This window comes from Kribbella sp. NPDC004138, assembly GCF_053603655.1.
Map to the genome: position 1 here is coordinate 255728 of NZ_JBSGFZ010000007.1, position 17554 is coordinate 273281.

The 17554-nt window shown below is 67.2% G+C and carries 17 protein-coding genes; 12 read left to right on the forward strand and 5 right to left on the reverse strand.

Annotated features, from left to right (window positions below; all coding sequences use genetic code 11):
* Nucleotides 1–122: 122 nt before the first annotated feature.
* Together ACWEOO_RS12435 and ACWEOO_RS12440 are read right to left on the reverse strand one after the other, a co-directional pair.
* Entirely contained in the window at nucleotides 123–1412 is a 1290-nt protein-coding gene (locus ACWEOO_RS12435) for an ABC transporter substrate-binding protein (RefSeq protein WP_452143019.1), read from the reverse strand.
* A gap of 4 nt (nucleotides 1413–1416) precedes the next feature.
* The gene (locus ACWEOO_RS12440; RefSeq protein ID WP_452143020.1) at nucleotides 1417–2364 is read right to left on the reverse strand and encodes a carbohydrate kinase family protein; all 948 of its coding nucleotides are present in this window, start codon (nucleotides 2362–2364) and stop codon (nucleotides 1417–1419) included.
* Nucleotides 2365–2490: 126 nt separating this feature from the next.
* Between ACWEOO_RS12440 and ACWEOO_RS12445 the strand changes: the two genes are divergently transcribed.
* The 7 genes from ACWEOO_RS12445 to ACWEOO_RS12475 all read left to right on the forward strand — a co-directional run bounded on the left by ACWEOO_RS12445 (nucleotide 2491) and on the right by ACWEOO_RS12475 (nucleotide 8339).
* Complete coding sequence (locus ACWEOO_RS12445) at nucleotides 2491–3243, forward strand: DeoR/GlpR family DNA-binding transcription regulator (protein ID WP_359930783.1); 753 nt, start codon at nucleotides 2491–2493, stop codon at nucleotides 3241–3243.
* Nucleotides 3240–4583 (forward strand): 6-phospho-beta-glucosidase, encoded by a 1344-nt coding sequence (locus ACWEOO_RS12450; RefSeq protein ID WP_452143021.1) that lies wholly within the window; start codon nucleotides 3240–3242, stop codon nucleotides 4581–4583. The genes ACWEOO_RS12445 and ACWEOO_RS12450 overlap by 4 nt, the downstream gene beginning before the upstream one ends.
* Before the next feature lie 171 nt (nucleotides 4584–4754).
* Complete coding sequence (gene rpsP / locus ACWEOO_RS12455; RefSeq protein ID WP_355483573.1) at nucleotides 4755–5243, forward strand: 30S ribosomal protein S16; 489 nt, start codon at nucleotides 4755–4757, stop codon at nucleotides 5241–5243.
* Nucleotides 5244–5248: 5 nt separating this feature from the next.
* Nucleotides 5249–5500: an RNA-binding protein gene (locus ACWEOO_RS12460; protein ID WP_452143086.1), complete on the forward strand. Its 252-nt coding sequence runs from the start codon at nucleotides 5249–5251 to the stop codon at nucleotides 5498–5500.
* Between the two features lie 258 nt (nucleotides 5501–5758).
* The gene (locus ACWEOO_RS12465) at nucleotides 5759–6253 is read left to right on the forward strand and encodes an N-acetyltransferase family protein (RefSeq protein WP_452143022.1); all 495 of its coding nucleotides are present in this window, start codon (nucleotides 5759–5761) and stop codon (nucleotides 6251–6253) included.
* Between the two features lie 185 nt (nucleotides 6254–6438).
* On the forward strand, nucleotides 6439–7062 hold the full coding sequence (locus tag ACWEOO_RS12470; protein ID WP_452143023.1) for a hypothetical protein: 624 nt from the start codon (nucleotides 6439–6441) through the stop codon (nucleotides 7060–7062).
* A complete protein-coding gene (locus tag ACWEOO_RS12475) occupies nucleotides 7059–8339 on the forward strand; it encodes an MFS transporter (RefSeq protein WP_452143024.1) in 1281 nt (426 codons plus the stop codon). Before ACWEOO_RS12470 ends, ACWEOO_RS12475 begins: the two co-directional genes overlap by 4 nt.
* Before the next feature lie 33 nt (nucleotides 8340–8372).
* Here the strand turns inward: ACWEOO_RS12475 and ACWEOO_RS12480 are convergent, their stop codons facing one another.
* From ACWEOO_RS12480 to ACWEOO_RS12490, 3 genes are all read right to left on the reverse strand, one after another.
* Nucleotides 8373–10550 (reverse strand): YcaO-like family protein, encoded by a 2178-nt coding sequence (locus ACWEOO_RS12480; protein WP_452143025.1) that lies wholly within the window; start codon nucleotides 10548–10550, stop codon nucleotides 8373–8375.
* Nucleotides 10551–10663: 113 nt separating this feature from the next.
* On the reverse strand, nucleotides 10664–11131 hold the full coding sequence (locus ACWEOO_RS12485; protein WP_452143026.1) for a pyridoxamine 5'-phosphate oxidase family protein: 468 nt from the start codon (nucleotides 11129–11131) through the stop codon (nucleotides 10664–10666).
* A gap of 94 nt (nucleotides 11132–11225) precedes the next feature.
* Nucleotides 11226–11360 (reverse strand): hypothetical protein, encoded by a 135-nt coding sequence (locus ACWEOO_RS12490; protein ID WP_452143027.1) that lies wholly within the window; start codon nucleotides 11358–11360, stop codon nucleotides 11226–11228.
* Between ACWEOO_RS12490 and ACWEOO_RS12495 the strand changes: the two genes are divergently transcribed.
* The 5 genes from ACWEOO_RS12495 to trmD all read left to right on the forward strand — a co-directional run bounded on the left by ACWEOO_RS12495 (nucleotide 11340) and on the right by trmD (nucleotide 17510).
* Nucleotides 11340–13241 (forward strand): DUF885 domain-containing protein, encoded by a 1902-nt coding sequence (locus ACWEOO_RS12495; protein ID WP_452143028.1) that lies wholly within the window; start codon nucleotides 11340–11342, stop codon nucleotides 13239–13241. The two genes, ACWEOO_RS12490 and ACWEOO_RS12495, sit on opposite strands and share 21 nt — an antisense overlap.
* 417 nt (nucleotides 13242–13658) lie before the next feature.
* Nucleotides 13659–14498 carry a hypothetical protein gene (locus ACWEOO_RS12500; RefSeq protein ID WP_452143029.1) on the forward strand — a complete coding sequence of 280 codons (840 nt, stop codon included), beginning with the start codon at nucleotides 13659–13661 and terminating at the stop codon, nucleotides 14496–14498.
* A 150-nt stretch (nucleotides 14499–14648) separates the two neighbouring features.
* Nucleotides 14649–15548 (forward strand): JmjC domain-containing protein, encoded by a 900-nt coding sequence (locus ACWEOO_RS12505; RefSeq protein WP_452143030.1) that lies wholly within the window; start codon nucleotides 14649–14651, stop codon nucleotides 15546–15548.
* A 218-nt stretch (nucleotides 15549–15766) separates the two neighbouring features.
* A complete protein-coding gene (gene rimM / locus ACWEOO_RS12510) occupies nucleotides 15767–16312 on the forward strand; it encodes a ribosome maturation factor RimM (RefSeq protein WP_452143031.1) in 546 nt (181 codons plus the stop codon).
* A gap of 1 nt (nucleotide 16313) precedes the next feature.
* A complete protein-coding gene (trmD, locus tag ACWEOO_RS12515) occupies nucleotides 16314–17510 on the forward strand; it encodes a tRNA (guanosine(37)-N1)-methyltransferase TrmD (RefSeq protein ID WP_452143032.1) in 1197 nt (398 codons plus the stop codon).
* Nucleotides 17511–17554 lie beyond the last annotated feature (44 nt).

A 17554-nucleotide genomic window follows, 5' to 3' on the forward strand; every position in this document is an offset into this window, starting at 1 on the left:
TTCCAGCCCCGGGACCCGCCGCGACGGAGTCGCGGCATTCAGCACAGCGACCGGAGCGACGAGGGAAGGACGGGAGTTACAGCCCCATGACCCGCCGCGCCGGAGGCGTGGCATCGGTAGAGTCACTGCACTCCCTGTCGTTTGGCGATCGCCTTCGCCTTCGAGACCGCGGCCGACCACGCCGCCTCCGAGGTCTTGGCGCCGGTCTGCACCGTCTTCAGCTCGTCGTGGAAGGGCGCCGCGACCGAGTCGTCGTACGGGCTCTGGTACGCGACCGGGATCGCCTTCGCGGCCGGGCCGAACACGTCGATCGGGACCTGGCCGCCGAAGAACTTGTCGGCCGCCTTGAGCTGGGGCTTGTCGTAGGCCGCCGGCGTCGACGGGAAGATCTGCGCGTCGGCGAACGCCTTGGCCTCGTTGTCGGGGCTGAGCATGTACTTGATCACGTCGAACGCCTTCTGCGGATCGGCCGCGTTCTTGGTGATCGCGAGGAACGAGCCGCCGAAGTTCGCCGGGCCGCTCGGCGTCGCCGCCAGCCGCCACTTGCCGGCGCTGGACTTCACCGCGGACTTGATGTCCAGCGCCACCCAGGCGGCGCCGATGTGCGCGGGGACCGTGCCCTGGTCGAGGCCGGCGTTCCAGTCCGGGCTGCCGCTCGGGGTCTTGCCGTCGATCTTCAGCGTCATCGCCTTGACCGAGGTGTCCCAGGCCTTCCGGATGTGGTCCTGGTCGCCGATGAACTTGTTGTCCTTGGAGATGTACCGCTCGGTGCCCTGGCCGACGACCATGTCGTAGAGGTCGGTCGCGTCCCAGACCAGCAGCGCCTTCGGGTTCTTCGCCTTCAGTTGGACCCCGGCGTTGAAGAAGTCGTCCCAGGTCTTCAGCTGTGCGGCCACCTGGGCAGGGTCGCTCGGCAGGCCGGCCGCGGCGAAGATGTCCTCGCGGTAGTACAGCGCGGTCGGGCCGACGTCGATCGGCAGGCCGATCACCTTGCCGTCGAGGGTGGTCGCCTGGTTGACCTTCCACTCCAGGTAGTCGCCGAGGACCGAGTCCGCGCCGACGGTCTTCAGGTCGACGAAGCGGTCGGCCTGCGGCAGCAGCGAGGCGATGTCCTCGCCCTTGATGCCGGTGATGTCCGGGATCCCGGTGCCGCCGTTGAACGTGGTGACCAGCTTCTGCTTGAAGTCGCCGCCGATCTCGGAGTACTTGATCTTCGGGTCCGGGAAGTGCGCGATCGTGTCGTCCAGCACCGACTTGCCGAGGCCTCCCGGCCAGCACCACATCGTCAGCTCGGTGGTGGTGTTCTTCTTGGCCGTCGTACCGGTGGTGTTCATCCCGGACGAACAGCCGACGAGGCTGCCGCCGAGCACGGCCGTGAAGCCCCCGAGCAGCGTCCGACGTGAGAGCTCCATGGTTCTACCTTCCTGAGTGTGCGCTGATCAGCGCTTGGAGGTTCTGGTCTTCGGGGTGCGCGGCCTGCCAGTCCGCGAGGTCGGCCCAGCGCGGTGCGGCGTCCGCGCCGCCGAGCCGGGTGACGGAGAGTGCGGCGGTGAGCGCGGCGAACCGCACCTGCTGCGCCAGCGGCAGTCCCCAGAGCGTGGCGGCGATGAAACCGGCGGCGAACACGTCACCCGCCCCGGTGCTGTCCGCCGCCGGGACCGGAAACGCCGGTACGGCGACGTGCTCGCCGGTACTCGCGTCGAGAGCGATGGCGCCCGCCGCGCCGTTGGACACGACCACCAGCGGAACCCGCTCCGCCAGCCGGCGCAGGGCCTGCTCCGGCGAGTCGGTCCGCGTGTAGGCCATGGCCTCGTCGGCGTTGGGCAGGAACACGTCGCAGTGCTGGAGCTGGTCGAGGACGTCCGGGTCCCACTGCTCGGTCGGGTCCCAGCCGACATCGGCGAACACCACGCTGCCGGCCGCCTTCGCCTTCGCCAGCCAATCGTTCGGCCAGGGTCCGATGTGCGCGGCGACGGCTCGGGCAGCCGGCGGCGTGGTGATCAGCTCGTCGGCCGACAGCAGGGGTGACGTGCCCCTCGTGACCAGTGCCCGGTCGTTGTCATAGGCAAGGGCCACGGTGAGCGGCGTCTGCCAGCCGGCGAGTCTGCGGGAGAGTGACAGATCGATGCCCTCGGCGCTCAGGTAGCCCCAGACCTGGTCACCCGTGGCGTCCGCACCGAACGCCGCGGCCATGCCGGTGCGCAGCCCGAGCCGGGCGAGCGCCACCGCGAAGTTCGCGATGCCGCCGGGGCTCTCGTGCGACTCGGTGGCCCAGACCTCGGTGCCGGGACGCGGTGGAGTGGGCAGGCCGAGCACCAGGTCCTGGAAGACCAGACCGGACACCACAACGTCCAGTTCGTGCATGGGAGGCCACACTCCTGCAGGGTCGATCAAACTCGTTCATGAATCTTGAAACTCTTGCTCAAGATCCGCAATACCTGATCACAACTTTGACTAAAAATGATTGAGTTTGCGTGATACGGTCTCTCTGTGTTGCCGAAGCAGCGACAGGATCAGATCGTTCGTGCGCTCCGGGCCGACGGGGCCGGGGGCGTCAAGGTGCTGGCCGGGAAGCTCGGCGTCAGCGAGGCCACCATCCGGCGCGACCTCGAGCAGCTGCACGCCGAGGGCCGCCTCACCCGGGTGTACGGCGGTGCGCTGGCGGTCGACGGCGGCGACGAGCCGTTCGCCGACGTCAACGCCGTGCACGCCGAGGAGAAGGACCGGATCGCGCGCCGCGCCGCCGAGTTGGTCGCCGACGGCGAGTCAGTGCTGCTCGACATCGGCACGACGGCACTCCGGGTCGCGCAGCACCTGCACGGCCGCTCGCTGACCGTGGTGACCAGCAACCTCGCCGTACTGGAGGAATTGCAGAACGACGAGCAGATCGAGCTGATCGTGCTGGGCGGGTTCGTGCGCCGCAGCTACCGGTCGCTGGTCGGCTACCTGACCGAGGAGAGCCTGCGGCAGATCCACGTCGACTGGCTGTTCCTGGGCACCAGCGGCGTCCGTCCGGACGGCCGGGTGATGGACAGCACGATGATCGAGGTGCCGGTCAAACGGGCGATGATCAACGCCGCGGACCGCGTCGTCCTGCTCGCCGACCGCACGAAGTTCCCGGGCCACGGAGTCGCCCGGGTGTGCGAGCCGGGGGAGCTGACCATGGTGGTGACCGAGCCCGACGCCGACGAGGCGACCCGTGCCCAACTGACCGAAGCAGGAGTAGAGGTGGTCCTCGCGTGAAGCTGACGATTCTGGGCGGGGGCGGCTTCCGGGTTCCGCTCGTCTACCACGCCCTCCTGGGCGACCGCGGCCCCGGCCGCATCACGTCGGTGGTCCTGTACGACACCGACTCGTCCCGGCTGTCTGCCATCGCGGCCGTCCTCCGCCAGCAAGCAGCAGACACCGCCGACGCGCCGGTCGTGACGGCGACGACGGACCTCGACGAGGCCCTGCGTGGCGCCGACTTCATCTTCTCGGCGATCCGGGTCGGCGGCCTCGAAGGCCGGACCGTGGACGAGCGCGTCGCGCTGGACCTCGGCGTGCTCGGCCAGGAGACGGTCGGCGCCGGCGGTATCGCCTACGGCCTGCGCACGCTCCCGGTCGCGGTCCAGATCGCCCAGCGCATCGCGGCCGTCGCCCCGGACGCCTGGACGATCAACTTCACCAACCCCGCCGGCATGGTGACCGAAGCCATGATCCCGTTCCTGGGCGATCGGGTGATCGGTATCTGCGACTCGCCGTCGGGCCTGGGCCGGCGCGCGGCGCTGGCGCTCGGAGTGGACCCGTCGACCGCGTTCTACGACTACGCAGGGCTCAATCACCTCGGCTGGCTGCGCGGGCTGCGGTCCGGCGGTGTGGACCGGCTCCCCGACCTGCTGCAGTCGTCCGATGCTCTGAGCTCCTTCGAGGAGGGCCGGCTGTTTGGAGCGGACTGGCTGCGATCGCTCGGCTCGATTCCGAACGAGTACCTGCACTATTACTACTTCGCGCGCGAGACGCTGGCCGCCGTCCAGGGGGTCCGGCAGACGCGCGGCACCTTCCTGCTGGAGCAGCAGTCCGCGTTCTACGCCGAGACCGGCAAGCATCCGGACCAGGCGCTGGAGCTGTGGCAGAAGACCCGGGCCGAGCGCGAGTCGACGTACATGGTGGAGAGCCGTGAGGTCGCGGACGCGGGGGAGCGCGACGAGCGCGACATGGCGGCCGGCGGGTACGAGCAGGTCGCGCTGTCGCTGATGCGGGCGATCGCGCACAACGAGCGCGCCTCGCTGATCCTGAACGTCCGCAACCGCGGCGTCCTGCACCACCTCGACGACGACGCCGTGGTCGAGATCCCGTGCACCGTGGACGCCAACGGGGCGCTGCCGGTCGCGGTGTCCCAGCTCACGGACCACCAGGCGGGCCTGATCAGCGCGGTGAAGGCGGTCGAGCGGTCCACCATCGAAGCGGCGACCGCGGCGTCCCGCTCGGCCGCGCTGAAAGCGTTCGCCTACCATCCGCTGGTCGACTCCGTGACGGTGGCCCGGCACCTGCTCGACACGTACGTCGAGCAGTTGCCGAACCTGGCGTACCTGCGCGCGTGAGGCCGATTGGTCCGAGCGGTGCGGAATCTGGCACAATGGCCTGCTGAGTCCGTCCTGGTTCGTGCAGCCCTCTAACTCCACGGCCCGGCCGGCCCATCGAGTCTCACTCCGTTGTCCCCACGACGCTGTGCTGCTCACCCAGTCTGTAATTCCAAGGGAGACCACCCGAAAGTGGCAGTCAAGATCCGTTTGAAGCGCATCGGCAAGAAGCGCACCCCGCACTACCGCATCGTCGTGATGGACGCCCGCACCAAGCGGGACGGCCGGGCGATCGAGGAGATCGGGATCTACAACCCGAAGACCGAGCCCTCGTTCATCCGCGTCGAGTCGGAGCGGGCGCAGTACTGGCTGGGCGTCGGCGCGCAGCCGAGCGAGGCCGTCGAGGCGATCTTCAAGGCCACCGGCGACTGGCAGAAGTTCAAGGGCCAGGACGCCCCGGCGCCGCTGCGGGTCGCCGAGCCGAAGCGCGACAAGCAGGAGATCTTCAACGAGGCACTGGCCGAGGCCCACGGCTCGCTGAAGACCGAGGCGGTCACCGCCAAGAAGACCGCGAAGAAGGCCGAGAAGAAGGACGACGCCGCCGAGGCCCCCAAGGCTGACGAGGCGAAGGCCGAGGAGCCGAAGGCCGACGAGGCTGCGGCCGAGACCACCGAGGCCTGACGATGATGGAGACCGAGGCGCTCGAGCACCTGGTCCGAGGCATCGTGGACAACCCCGACGACGTCAGCGTCCGGGCCCGGAACCTGCGGCGTGGCCGCACCCTCGAGGTGCACGTTCACCCCGACGACATCGGCAAGGTGATCGGCCGCAACGGCCGCACCGCCACCGCGATCCGCACCGTCGTCGGCGCCCTCAGCTCCGAGTCCTCGCTGCGCATCGACTTCGTCGACGAGTTCAACAAGCGCCCCCGGCGCTGACCCGACTCACGCAAAGGCCGCGTCCCCCCGGGGCCGCGGCCTTTGTGCTGTTTCGGGTCGCGGCGGCCGCGACTTCGGCATCCGTGAGTCGCGTGCTCCGGCCGGGTAGTACGGCGCCGAGCCGGCTCGAGTGTGCCGGCTGTCACGGTCCGCCGGACCTGTACGAGCTGGGTGGCGCCGGCGAACTCGACCCAGGCCGGCTCATCGACGGCGCCGCACATCGCGTGCCCTCACAGGCACGCTGGGTAGCATGACCGGATGCCCGACAACCCCAGCATTCGCGTCGATGTCGCGGCCGCGAGCGATCTCGACGACTTGGTCCGACTTGAGACCCACCTTTTCGCCGAGGATGCCGGTACTCACGACGCACTGGTCGACATCAGTTGGCCGGACCACCATGCGCGAGAAGACTTCATCCGCCTCATGAACAACGAGTCGGCGCTCGTCCTGGTCGCACGGCAGAACGGAAGGATCGGCGGACATCTGGTTGGTTACCTGACAGCTCCGTCGCCAACCCGTTTCGGCCGTCGTACTGCCGATATCCGCAGTCTTTACGTCGACGAACCTGTTCGCTCCACTGGAATGGGCCAAGCCATGATCAGCCACTTCACGACGTGGGCCCGATCCCAGGACGCCGCGGCCGTCTCCGTCACCGCCTACGCCGCCAACCGGCCCGCCCGCGCATTCTACAACCAACTCGGCTTCATCGAGCAGAGCGTCGTACTTCGCGCCACCCTCGATCAGCAAGCCTGAATTCTTTCAAACCCTGCATTGCTCGGACGCCCGCCAATCGGCCTCCTTCGTGTGCATTTCTCACCGATGGACACCTGACCCCCGCTCACGTAGCGTCCAACAACCAGCATCTCGCTGTGATGCGCCGATGAGATGTTCGGTGTCTTCCGACGAGCCCGCCCTGCTTATTCGATACGACGGAGGTCATGGACGATATGGTCGCTGCGATCAAGCAACCCGTCGATACCCGCAAACATCGCCCGATCGGGGCGGACGACGGCGTGTACTTTCTTGGGCGGCCCGACTGGCTGACCGACGACTTGTTGAGTCACCTCCGGCAGGAAGCTCAACAGCAGCGCGCCGGCGCGGAGAAGATCAGGGAGCAGCATTTCGCTGAACTGGGTACCGTTGGGACCAGCTTGTGCGAGTCGTCCGAGCTGCTCGACTTCGTCGTCACTCATTCGCAGCCCGTCACGCGTAGCGGGAAAGCGAACTACCGCTACTACGACATTCCGCACAGTCATGTCACACCGCATCTGGACACCGATCAGTTCGGCCTCAACGTGATCATCATGCTCGAGCACGACTATGCCGATGAGCGCCGCTCCGCCCTGTTGCTCTTCGCCCACGGACCGCAAGGCCCCGTGACCCTCCAACTCGAGCCGGGGGAGGTTATTCTCTTCGACGCCGCTCATGTCGTGCACGCCCGGACTCCGATCTCGGACGATGGACACGAGACAGCCGTCAACATGGGCATCGGATTCACTCCCGAGGACCAGCTGCCGAACCCGGGATTCTGGCACCCGACGCACGGCTGGTCGCCCGCGTGACCCACACCGACGATGTGAGGGAAGAAGGCACGCGAGAGAGTCTGTGGCGGCATCGCGACTTCCGGAAGCTGTGGGCCGCCCAGTCGATCTCTGATCTGGGTACGGCGGTCACACAGATCGCGCTGCCACTCGTCGCCGTCCTCGATCTGCATCTGAAGGCGTTGCAGCTCGGCCTCCTGGCGTCGATGTCGACACTTCCGGCGTTGATCGTCGGGCCTTTCGTCGGTGTCATCGTGGACCGTGTCGATCGGCGTCGCCTGATGATCGGGCTCGACGTCGGTCGTGCGGTACTGCTGGTCGCCGTGCCGGCCGGGGCGTATTGGGACGTGCTGTCTTTCGAGGCTCTTGTCGTCGTTGGCGCAGGCCTCGCGGTCATGAATCAGTTGTTCGACGTCGCGAGTCAGGCGTACCTCCCACAGATCGTTCCGGCCAGGCAGTTGGCCGACGCGAACGGAAAGGCCCAGGCAACCGGCTCGGTGGCATACATCAGTGGCCCCGGACTCGGAGGCTGGCTCGCAGGGTTGATCGGCGCCGCCAATGCGCTGACCGTCGACATCGCCAGCTTCGTCTGCTCGGCGTTGCTGCTCCGTCGGATCCGCTCCGAGGAGCCGCGGCCGGAGAATCGCGACGAGCGATTGCGCGACCGCCAAGTACTCCGGTCATTCTGGTCCGAGACCGTCGCCGGTTTCCGGGTTCTGTGGCGCGACAAGACGGTCCGTTCCTTCACGCTCTCCTACGCGTCATTGACACTGTTCGCGCGAATCCAGACCGCCATCCTGTTCCTGTTCTTGATCCAGAACGCGGGGCTTTCCTCGTCCGCGATCGGGCTGGTTCTGACGTTGTCAGGTGTGTCCAGCTTCCTCGCTGCAACCATGGTGGGCCGACTGGACCGACGGCTCGGCACCGGGCCTGTCGTGGTCATCGGGCAACTGGTCGTCGTCGGCGCGGCAGCCGTCCTGGCGGCCGTGTCCGGGCCTCATCTCCAGGCCGGCGTGCTCCTGCTGGTGGCGGAAAGCATGTTCGTCATCGGAACCACGCTGTACGGCGTCGCCAGCCGAACGGTCTTCCAGACCCGCATCGACGACCGGCAGCGTGGCCGCGTCCTCGGGAGCTCACAATTCCTGATGTCGCTCATGATCGTGATCGCTGGTGCACTGGGCGGAGCCCTCGGCGACCTGGTCGGCTTGCGAACCGTGCTGATCATCGGAGCGGCTGGAATGTTGTGCACCCTCCCACTGATTCTCCGGCCGATCGTGTGGCGCCATACGATCGACTGAGGCAGCCGTGGATCGTCCTGGCCTCAAGAGGCGTCACGCGTGCGGAATCGGGATCATCGTGAGCTCTTCCTCCGCGAGTGGCCGAGAGCGCCACCCCAGCCGGACAGCTGCTTCTTGAGCGACGCGTCTGCCGAGGAACGGAAATGCCGCTGGGAAGTTCCCGACCGTTCCAGGCACGAACGCGCGGGCCACCGTCATGCCGGCAGCACGGATGTCAGGTGTGGTCAGATCCGCGTGGAACACGTCGTAGCCGGCTGCCTCCACGACCTCCTGCAGGCTCGAGACGGAGCGGTTCGGCCGGACGACGTCGCTGACGAGCTTCTCCGAATCGGTGTCCACCCAACCCCGGACGCTCGCGCCGGCTCGCGGATCCAGGAAGACCTGTGCCTGGCAGATCAGCGTGATGACATCGCGGAAGTCGGCCCTGTAATCGTCAAGATAGTTCCTGTCCGCACGCCAACGCTTCAGACCCTGGTCCGGGAGTCGCCCCTTGGCTGTGATCCGTACGTAGTCGTTGTCCGGACGGAGCAGGTCCGCGCTGATGTCCTGAAGTATCAGCCCTTCTGCCCATGCCTTGAGGGCAGCCTGTTCCGGGTCTGCTCTTGCGGCGAAGCCGATGGTCATCACAGCGGTTTCCTGGTCTTCCACGACACCCGCGACAACGGGGTAGCCGAACTCGTTCTCCACGTCGAGGAGCCAGCCACGCAATCGGCCGTGCTTGTTGTTGGCACGCCAGGCACTGCGGAGCAGCGGTGTTGCTCGCAGCTTCGACAGGGGTTGGCGGTTGAGCCACCAGACCATCGTGGCGTGACGCTCGATGATCTCGGTCAAGCCTGAGTCGATCGCGAATTCCAGTGAGGGTCCGGCCGCAACCCCGGCGAAGTAGGTACCGTTGACCGGCTTGTCGCCCGCTCCCCAACCGGTGTTGTACCAGTTGATGTACGTGAGGCTGGCGGGTAACCATGCCGGCCGCCGATCGGTATCGGACCATCCTGCGACCCAGTGCAGTTGCTGATCGCGAGTCAGCGGATGGAACGGGAACCCCGGCTGAGCGTACTGCGACTGCGAGAAGAGCGTGATGCCCTCCGGATCCACGGCGTGCTCGCCGTCCGAGACGAGGTCGGAGTAGGACGCTCTGCGCAGGAGGCTCTCCTGGATGACGTTGCCGCAGTAGCGCTCGATGATCTCTCCGACGGCTGCCTGTGCGGCGGCCCGGGGATCGGTGAACGAACTACCGCCGCCGACCGGGTCGTTGTGCCACGGCCCAACGCGGCTGACGTCGCACCCTGCCGCGGTCGTTGTGATCAGCTTTCCTGACTCCACAGACGACGGCCACGTCGGAGCGGCGACAGCCGCCGACAAGGTTGCGGTGTCCAGTCGCGTCACGATGCCGGTGTGTTCGTCGACGAGGAGCTCCTGTGTGTCCTCGGTGAGCCATCCCTCGTTCCGGCAGGACCGTTCGGCGGCACGGTCGGGAAGCGGCAGGACGGGGTGCCTGGCAACGGTGAAATCTACGGGATCGAGCTCCACCTGGTGCCACCATGCGAGCGGCTTGACATCGGTCAGCAGACGACCGATGTCGGCCACGAAGATCGACGCCAGCCACATCTGCTCGGAGATCGGCGGCAGGTAACACCGGTCACGGTCCCCGGCGGCTGTTCGCGCAGTAACAGCCGTAGGCTCCCGTGCCGCTGCCGTTCGCCGCGCGACGAGATCGGCGTACGAAGGTGTTTCGCCAGCCACCACATGGGGACCGAACCAGCCGCGCTCGAAGTCGAACCACAATGCCGACCAGTACTGTCGCCGCCTACCGGCGATCTGGTCGACCGACGAGACGAGCGAGTGATCGAAGTCGTCCAGAACGACCAGCAACAACTCGTCGGCCTCGACGTCATCCGGCCGGACCACCGATCGAACGCCGTAGCCGGCAGGCAGGGCTCCGCCCACGAGCAGACTGTGAACGTGGCCTGCGAGGGCGCCGTCCCCGAGCACCGCGACGGCGCGTGGACGATCAGGAGAGAGCACCCTTTCCAATCCCGCACCAGACGGAAAGCGCACCCGATCGGCTACATCGTCAGACTCCGAGGTGGTCAGGCACCCCTCTGCCATGAGCCGGTCGAGGAGATCCACCACCAGTTCAGGATCGGGGTGGCCGGCCGCAACCTCGTTGAACGCGCGGAGTCCGTCGCACTTCTCGAGCAGTGCCCGCAACTCGTCGTTGGCCAGCGCGATCCGGAAACTCGTCTTCCGCGGCGTGTAGAGCAGCGAGGTCCCATTCGGGGCGGCCACGACCTTGGCCCGGACGAATCTGGGATGGCGCGTGGTCACCTGGCGTCGCTCTCCGCTTGCCACCGGCTCCGAGCCGGCTCCGGACGGGCTCCGTCGCCGGGATCGCGAAAGTAGGTCCGGCCGGCCGACGCGAGCCGTAGCTCGTACAGCTTCGTATCGCGGGCGATCCGAACGTGCGGCGGAGCATCCCGGATCAGCTTCTCCACCTGGTCGGGGTCGAGGCGCACGACGGTCCCGGTGACGCAGAACTCGGCGTCGTTCGGGCCGGGTAGCCCGTGGATGGTGCACCTGGGATCACGCTCGAGATCGAGACACTTGGGCGACCTCGGCATGATGCCCAGGTACAGCCCGTCGCCGACGATCACCGGTGAGACCGGTGTGATCCGCGGTGTCCCGTCGGCCCGGAGCGTGCCCAGGTAGGCGATCCCGTAATGTCCCAGTACTTTTCTTCCGAGTTCCGCTGACTCCGGTTCCTCGGTCGCGAACTGTCCCCACGTCTTCATGGATCTCCTTGTCCCGGGGTCTGCTGACGGATACCCCTTTCGGGTGAGGACACGACCGGCCCCCACCCGAAAGGCGCGTGTCACTGACGAGGAGTCAGTCCTCCTTGTCGGCCTTCGCCTCGATCGGCTGTGTCGTGTCCCAGACGAAGGACAACATCACCGCAGGGTGGTTCTGCGGCGCGACTCCGAACTCAGGCTGCTGCGCGGCTTGCTCGATCTGCTCGTACATTGTTTCTCCTCTCCGGCCGAAGGTCGGCCGATTCTGCCGCCGGGTGGTCGGCCCGGCGAGCGTAACCCCGGCCTGCGCCACCCACAACAAGTGTCAGATCACCTTGTTCACAAGGAAAAACAGGCGCCGTCAACATGCTTGCCAGATCCACGATGCTGTGTTTGTGATGCGATCACCGCGACCACTATGGCCAGTTCTGCCGACATCTTCTTGACTGTCAGCATGAATACACGTGACGACCACAAGATCCATCGCCCGCCGACCGTGATCGACGGGATCGCCGAACGATTCTTTCGGGCGTTCCTGCGGCTCAGCCCGATCTCGGCGACATATCTCGGATATCCGGACGATGCTGACGGTCTCGACGACCTGTCGCCCGACGGACTGACCGCGCGGGCCACGCTCGCCGCACAGACGATGCGGGAACTGTCCGGGGCCGAGCCATCGGACGAAGTCGATGTCATCACGGCGGCGACGTTGCGGGAGCGCCTCGGCCTGGAACTCGCCAAGCACGAGACGGGTCTGGATCTGCTCAACATCAACGTCGCAATCTCCCCGCTGCAGGAGTTCCGCACCGTCCTGGACCTGATGCCAACGGCCGACGCCGCGGACCGCGCAGCTGTGGGGGCGCGTCTGAACGCGGTGCCGCAGGCACTCGATCGCTGGGCGGACGGGATCGCGTTGGCGTTCGAGCGCGGCGTGCGTACCTCGGAACGGCAACTGCGGGCATGTGCAGGCCAAGCACGGAGCTTCGCCGCACCTGGTGGCTACTTCCGCACGCTGGCGAGCCAGCATCCGACCTTGGCCACGGCCTGCTCCACGGCAGCCCGTGGCTACGAGGACGTCGCCGATCGCCTGGAGAAGGAGCTGTTGCCGCTAGCAAACAGTTTTGATGCTTGTGGACGGGAGCGGTACCAGCTCCTGTCCGCGGACTTTCTCGGTGACGCGGTCGATGTCGACGAGGCCTACGAGTGGGCCCTGGACGAGCTGCGGGCGATCACCCAGCGAGCCGGCCGACTTGCCCGCGCCTCGTTCGGAATATCTGCCGCGGAAGCGATGGCCGCCCTCGAATCCGACGAGAACTACATCGTCGAAGGATCCGACGCACTGCGCCAGTGGATGCAGAACAGCTCGGAGGCCGCACTGGAGTTCCTGGACGGTTCCCACTTCGACATACCGGCCGAACTGCGCGTTGTCGAGTGCCGTATCGCCGGCACCCGGACCGGCATGATCTACTACACGCCTCCCAGCTCCGACTTCTCCCGGCCCGGACGCGTGTGGTGGTCGGTCCCTGAAGGGCAGAGGCGGTTCAGTACCTGGCGTGAGCTCACATCCGTTTACCACGAAGGCGCGCCGGGCCATCACCTGCAATCAGGTACCGCCCTGCTGCGCTCAGAGGAGCTCAACTCCTGGCGGCGGATGCTGTGCTGGACCGCGGGGCACGAGGAGGGCTGGGCGCTGTACGCCGAGCGGCTGATGGACGAGCTCGGCTTCCTCGAGGATCCCGGCTACCAACTCGGGATGCTCAATGCGCAGGCGCTGCGCACAGCTCGGGTGCTCATCGACATCGGTGTGCACTGCCAGAAGCGACCACCGGCCGGATCTGGTGCGACCGAGTGGAGCTACCAGACGGCCGAGGACTTCCTCGCTCGGTACGTGGTCATGACACCACAGACACGTCGGTTCGAGCTCGATCGTTACTTCGGATGGCCAGGGCAGGCCGCGTCCTACAAGCTCGGCGAGCGTGTCTGGCTCGAAGTCCGGGACACAGTACGCAGACGGGCACCCGAAGCATTCGACCTCAAGTCGTTCCACCGCGAGGCGCTGGACCTCGGCGGCCTGGGGCTCGCCGTTCTGCGACAGGCGTTCGCTCGGCCGTGATCTCGGGCGGCCGCCGTGTGCGTGCAAGCGCGGATCCTCCGCAGTCGCACAAGAGCAGATCGCCGCGGCAACCCATACAAATCGGAGTGTATGGGTTGTGGGTTGTGACTCTCTGATCCGGTATCTATCGTTGGCTGATCAATCAAATCCGGATATCACGGCCGTACGTCGATGGATGTCGGCGGCCGTGGCAGTCAGTCTGTGCACCAGCATTTGCATACGTGTCCGAGCCGCCCGATCCACGCCACCCGGACACCAAGCATTCGATGGGGGTGTCAGTTCTTGTTTCGACCGCCCAATTCGTTGACACCGGCTGTCGGCGATGACGAAACGACGAATGTAACGATCGCTCTCGAGCGTCTTCGCCCGGGAATCATGCTCCGCTCTTCCGGTCTGGACGAGGCATATGCAGTGCGGTTGGCGGAGTTGGACGTCGAATTCGAACCGATCGTCGTTCAGCGTCATACCTTGCGAATAATCGACGGCCTGCATCGCTGGCGCGCGACGCAGCTTCGTGGCCGGGCCGACATCATTGCCAGTCTGGTCGACGTCGACGAGGACGGCGCCTATCTACAAGCGATACGGGCGAATGCCGCACACGGCCTGCCGCTCGAAGTCGCTGACCGGAAGGACGCCGCTGCACACCTCATCGCCATCAAACCCGAATGGTCCGATCGTGCGGTTGGACGCGAGGTCGGCCTGTCGGGCAAAACCGTGGCCTCGATCAGGCGCACCGAGCGAGCAGACAGCCGGACCGCCAGGCGCGGCATCGACGGCAGGGTGCGGCCGATCAACGCGGCGGCGGGCCGACGACTGGCCGTCGAGATTCTGGCCAGACGACCGGACGCATCGCTGCGAGAGGTCGCGAAGGCTGCCGGAATTTCCCCGTCGACGGTTCGTCACGTGAAGGAGAAGATCAGGCGAGGAGAGGATCCCATCGCCCGCCGGACAGGCGGCACGAAGGAGCCCGCGAAGAGTCCATCGGCGCCCACCTTGGACCCGAGCGACCTGCGGACGATGCTCGGCAGCCTGATGCGTGATCCGTCGCTCCGGTACACGCAGGTCGGGAGAACTGTTCTCAGCTGGTTGCGGTTGCAGGCGGAGTTGACCCAAGAAGCCGCACTGATGCAGGCCCTCCCCGCACACTGCCTGCAGCGGATCGCGGAGCTGAGCCGCCAGAACGCCTTACGGTGGGAACACATCGCCGACCTCGCACGGACCACAGAAGAGCCTGGCGCCGATGCCACTGGTAGCTGATCGCCAGAGGAAGGCGTCACCTGGGTGGTCACGGACTGCCACGTCGCCCGGCCGACGTGGCGCCCCCGGTATGTTCGCGGCCCTCGTCCTGGTTCTCCGCTGCCAGGTCGGGACGGTCGATTCGCCCAAGAAGCAAGCAGGAGCGACACCATGACAATCAGCCACGCCATCGACGGGAAGACAGCGGTCGCGCGCCTGCTCGGTGCGGACGGTGGGATCGGCTCCGTCTGGGGGAAGAAGACGGCCGTGATCCGGGGGAGTGGGCTGATCGGCCTCCTGCCGACGGAAGACGAGATTCTGGCGACGCCGCTGCTGAGGCCGCCGTACCTCACGGTCATGATCGATGGCGAAGTCGTGCCGCAGGCGCCGTACCTGCGCACCGAGAGCATTTCCAACCACGCTCCGCCCGAGAACTTCTTCGCCAGGGCACCGCTGGAGGAGGCACTGGCCGCAGGAGCCGCGTTCAAGCTCAACCGGATGGAGCTCTGGAGCCCGCCCGTGACCGCGCTTGCGGATGCCATCGGTGATATCACCCGTAAGAAGGTGAAGGTGTGGGGATTCCTGTCGCCGCATGCGCAGAAGATGGTGCCGTACCATCGGGATCCGGCGCATGTCATCGCCTGTCAGGTCGCCGGTCGCAAGCGCTGGAGTCTCGGCGGTCCCGCGCCGGCCGGGTCGTGGTCGGGGATGAAGCAGGTCGACCCTGTCCACGAGGAGATCGTCGACCTGGAGACCGGTGAGGTCCTCTACATGCCCTACGGGTATGCGCACTGCGCGGCCGCCGAGACGTCGTCGTCGTTCCACATCTCGTTCGCGCTCGAAGGCACGACAGTCGGCGAGCTCCGGCACCGGGTGGTGAAGTACCTCGCCGACACCCTGGACGGCGTCGACGCCACCGAGGTGAATGAGGAGAACCTCCCCGTTCACGCCGCCGACCTGCACGACGCTCTCCTCGGCCTGGCCGCCCGCGTCCGCGATCTTCCGAAGCGGGACCTGACCGAGGTGTACGCCGGCAACACAGCCGCCGTCATCAACAGCCTGCTTGACTGAAGGTTGTGCCGGTGCCGACCCAGGTCGATCAGGTCACCACTCCCTACTCCGGCGGCCGGGGGCGCTCTGACGGTCCCGGCGTGAGGCGCACGCGTGGGTCAACTGCAGTCCCACAGAGAGCCCGGAGAAACCCGTCCGGGTGCTGACCCCTGCGCCGCGGAGCGGCCGCGCCTGAGACACTGTGGCGTTGTTGTCAGGGTATTGGGAGAGGAACTGCGGTGTTGGTGACTGTCGGGCGGATCGGCCGGGCGCACGGGATCAGGGGCGAGGTCGGGATCGACGTGCGGACCGACGAGCCGGACCGCCGGTTCGCGGACGGCGCGGTCCTGGTGACCGACGCCAAGGTGTCCCGGAGGCTGACCGTGGCCGCGAGCCGCTGGCACAGCGGACGGCTGCTGGTGAAGTTCGCCGAGGTGCCGGACCGGACCGCCGCCGAGCAGTTGCGCAACCTGCTCGTGCAGTGCGAGGTTCCCGACGACGAGCGGCCCGAGGACCCGGAGGAGTACTACGACCGCGACCTGATCGGGCTCGCGGTCCGGACCACCGACGGCGCCGAGGTCGGCGAGGTGACCGACGTCGTGCACCTGCCGTCGCAGGACCTCCTCGAGATCCGGCGCACCGCGGGCAACCTCGTGCTGGTTCCGATGGTCGAGGAGCTGGTCCCGGAGATCGACATCGACAAGCGGTACGTCGTCGTGGCGGACCGGCCCGGACTGCTCGACCCAGAGGGTGCAGAGGTGGTCCAGACCGAGCCGGGGGACTGACATGCGGCTGGACGTCGTCACGATCTTCCCCGAGTACCTGGCCGCGCTGGACGTGTCCCTGGTCGGGAAGGCGGCCAAGAGCGGTCTGCTGGACATCCACCTGCACGACCTGCGCGAGTGGACGCACGACCGCCATCGCACCGTCGACGACACCCCGTACGGCGGGGGAGCGGGGATGGTGATGAAGCCGGAGCCGTGGGGTCAGGCGCTGGACGCGGTCGCGCCCGTCGACGGTCCGGCGCAGCCGCGGCTGATCGTGCCGACCCCGGCCGGGCGTCCGTTCACGCAGTCGCTGGCCTATGAGCTGGCGGCCGAGCCGTGGCTCGCGTTCGCGTGCGGTCGGTACGAGGGCATCGACGCGCGCGTGGCGTCGTACGCGGCGGAGCGGATGCGCGTCGACGAGGTCTCCATCGGCGACTACGTCCTGAACGGCGGCGAGGTCGCCGTACTCGTCATGGTCGAGGCCGTGGCGCGTCTGCTGCCCGGCGTGATCGGCAATCCGGATTCGCTCGCGGAAGAGTCGCACTCTGGCGACGGCCTGCTCGAGTACCCGGTCTACACGAAGCCGCCGAGCTGGCGCGGGTACGACGTACCTGAGGTGCTGCTGTCCGGGAACCACGGCCTGATCGCCGACTGGCACCACGAGGAAGCGGTACGGCGTACTGCGGAACGCCGGCCCGACCTGCTCGCGGCCTGGGGTGACGTGCTCGCGGACAAGGACGACACCAGCGGCGTCCGCCTCCTGCCGGCCACCGCGGCCGATGCGGGCGAGATCCACGTGTTGCAGCTGGCCGCCTTCCTGTCCGAGGCGCGGCTGTACGACGACTACACGATTCCGCCGCTGACGGACGACCCTGCCGCCACGGCAGCGCGTCTCGAGCGCGGGACCGTCCTCAAGGCTGTCGCGGGTACCCGCATCGTCGGCTCGGTCCAGCTCCTCGTCGACGGCGCCGAGGGGCAGATCGAGCGCCTGATCGTGGCCCCGGACTGGCAGGGGCGTGGCCTCGGCGCCCGGCTGCTGCGCGCCGCCGAGCAATTGGCTCCCGCCGAGGTCACCTCGTACACGCTGAACACCGGGGCGCTGAGCGAGCGCAATCTGGCGCTGTACCGGAAGGCGGGCTACCGGGAGATCAGCCGGGCGGCGCAGACGCCGAAGGTCGACCTGGTGCGGCTCGGCAAGCGGCGTCGCCGTAAGTGACGTCCGGCTGCTCACAGTGCGCATGCGACGACCGCGGATTTCGT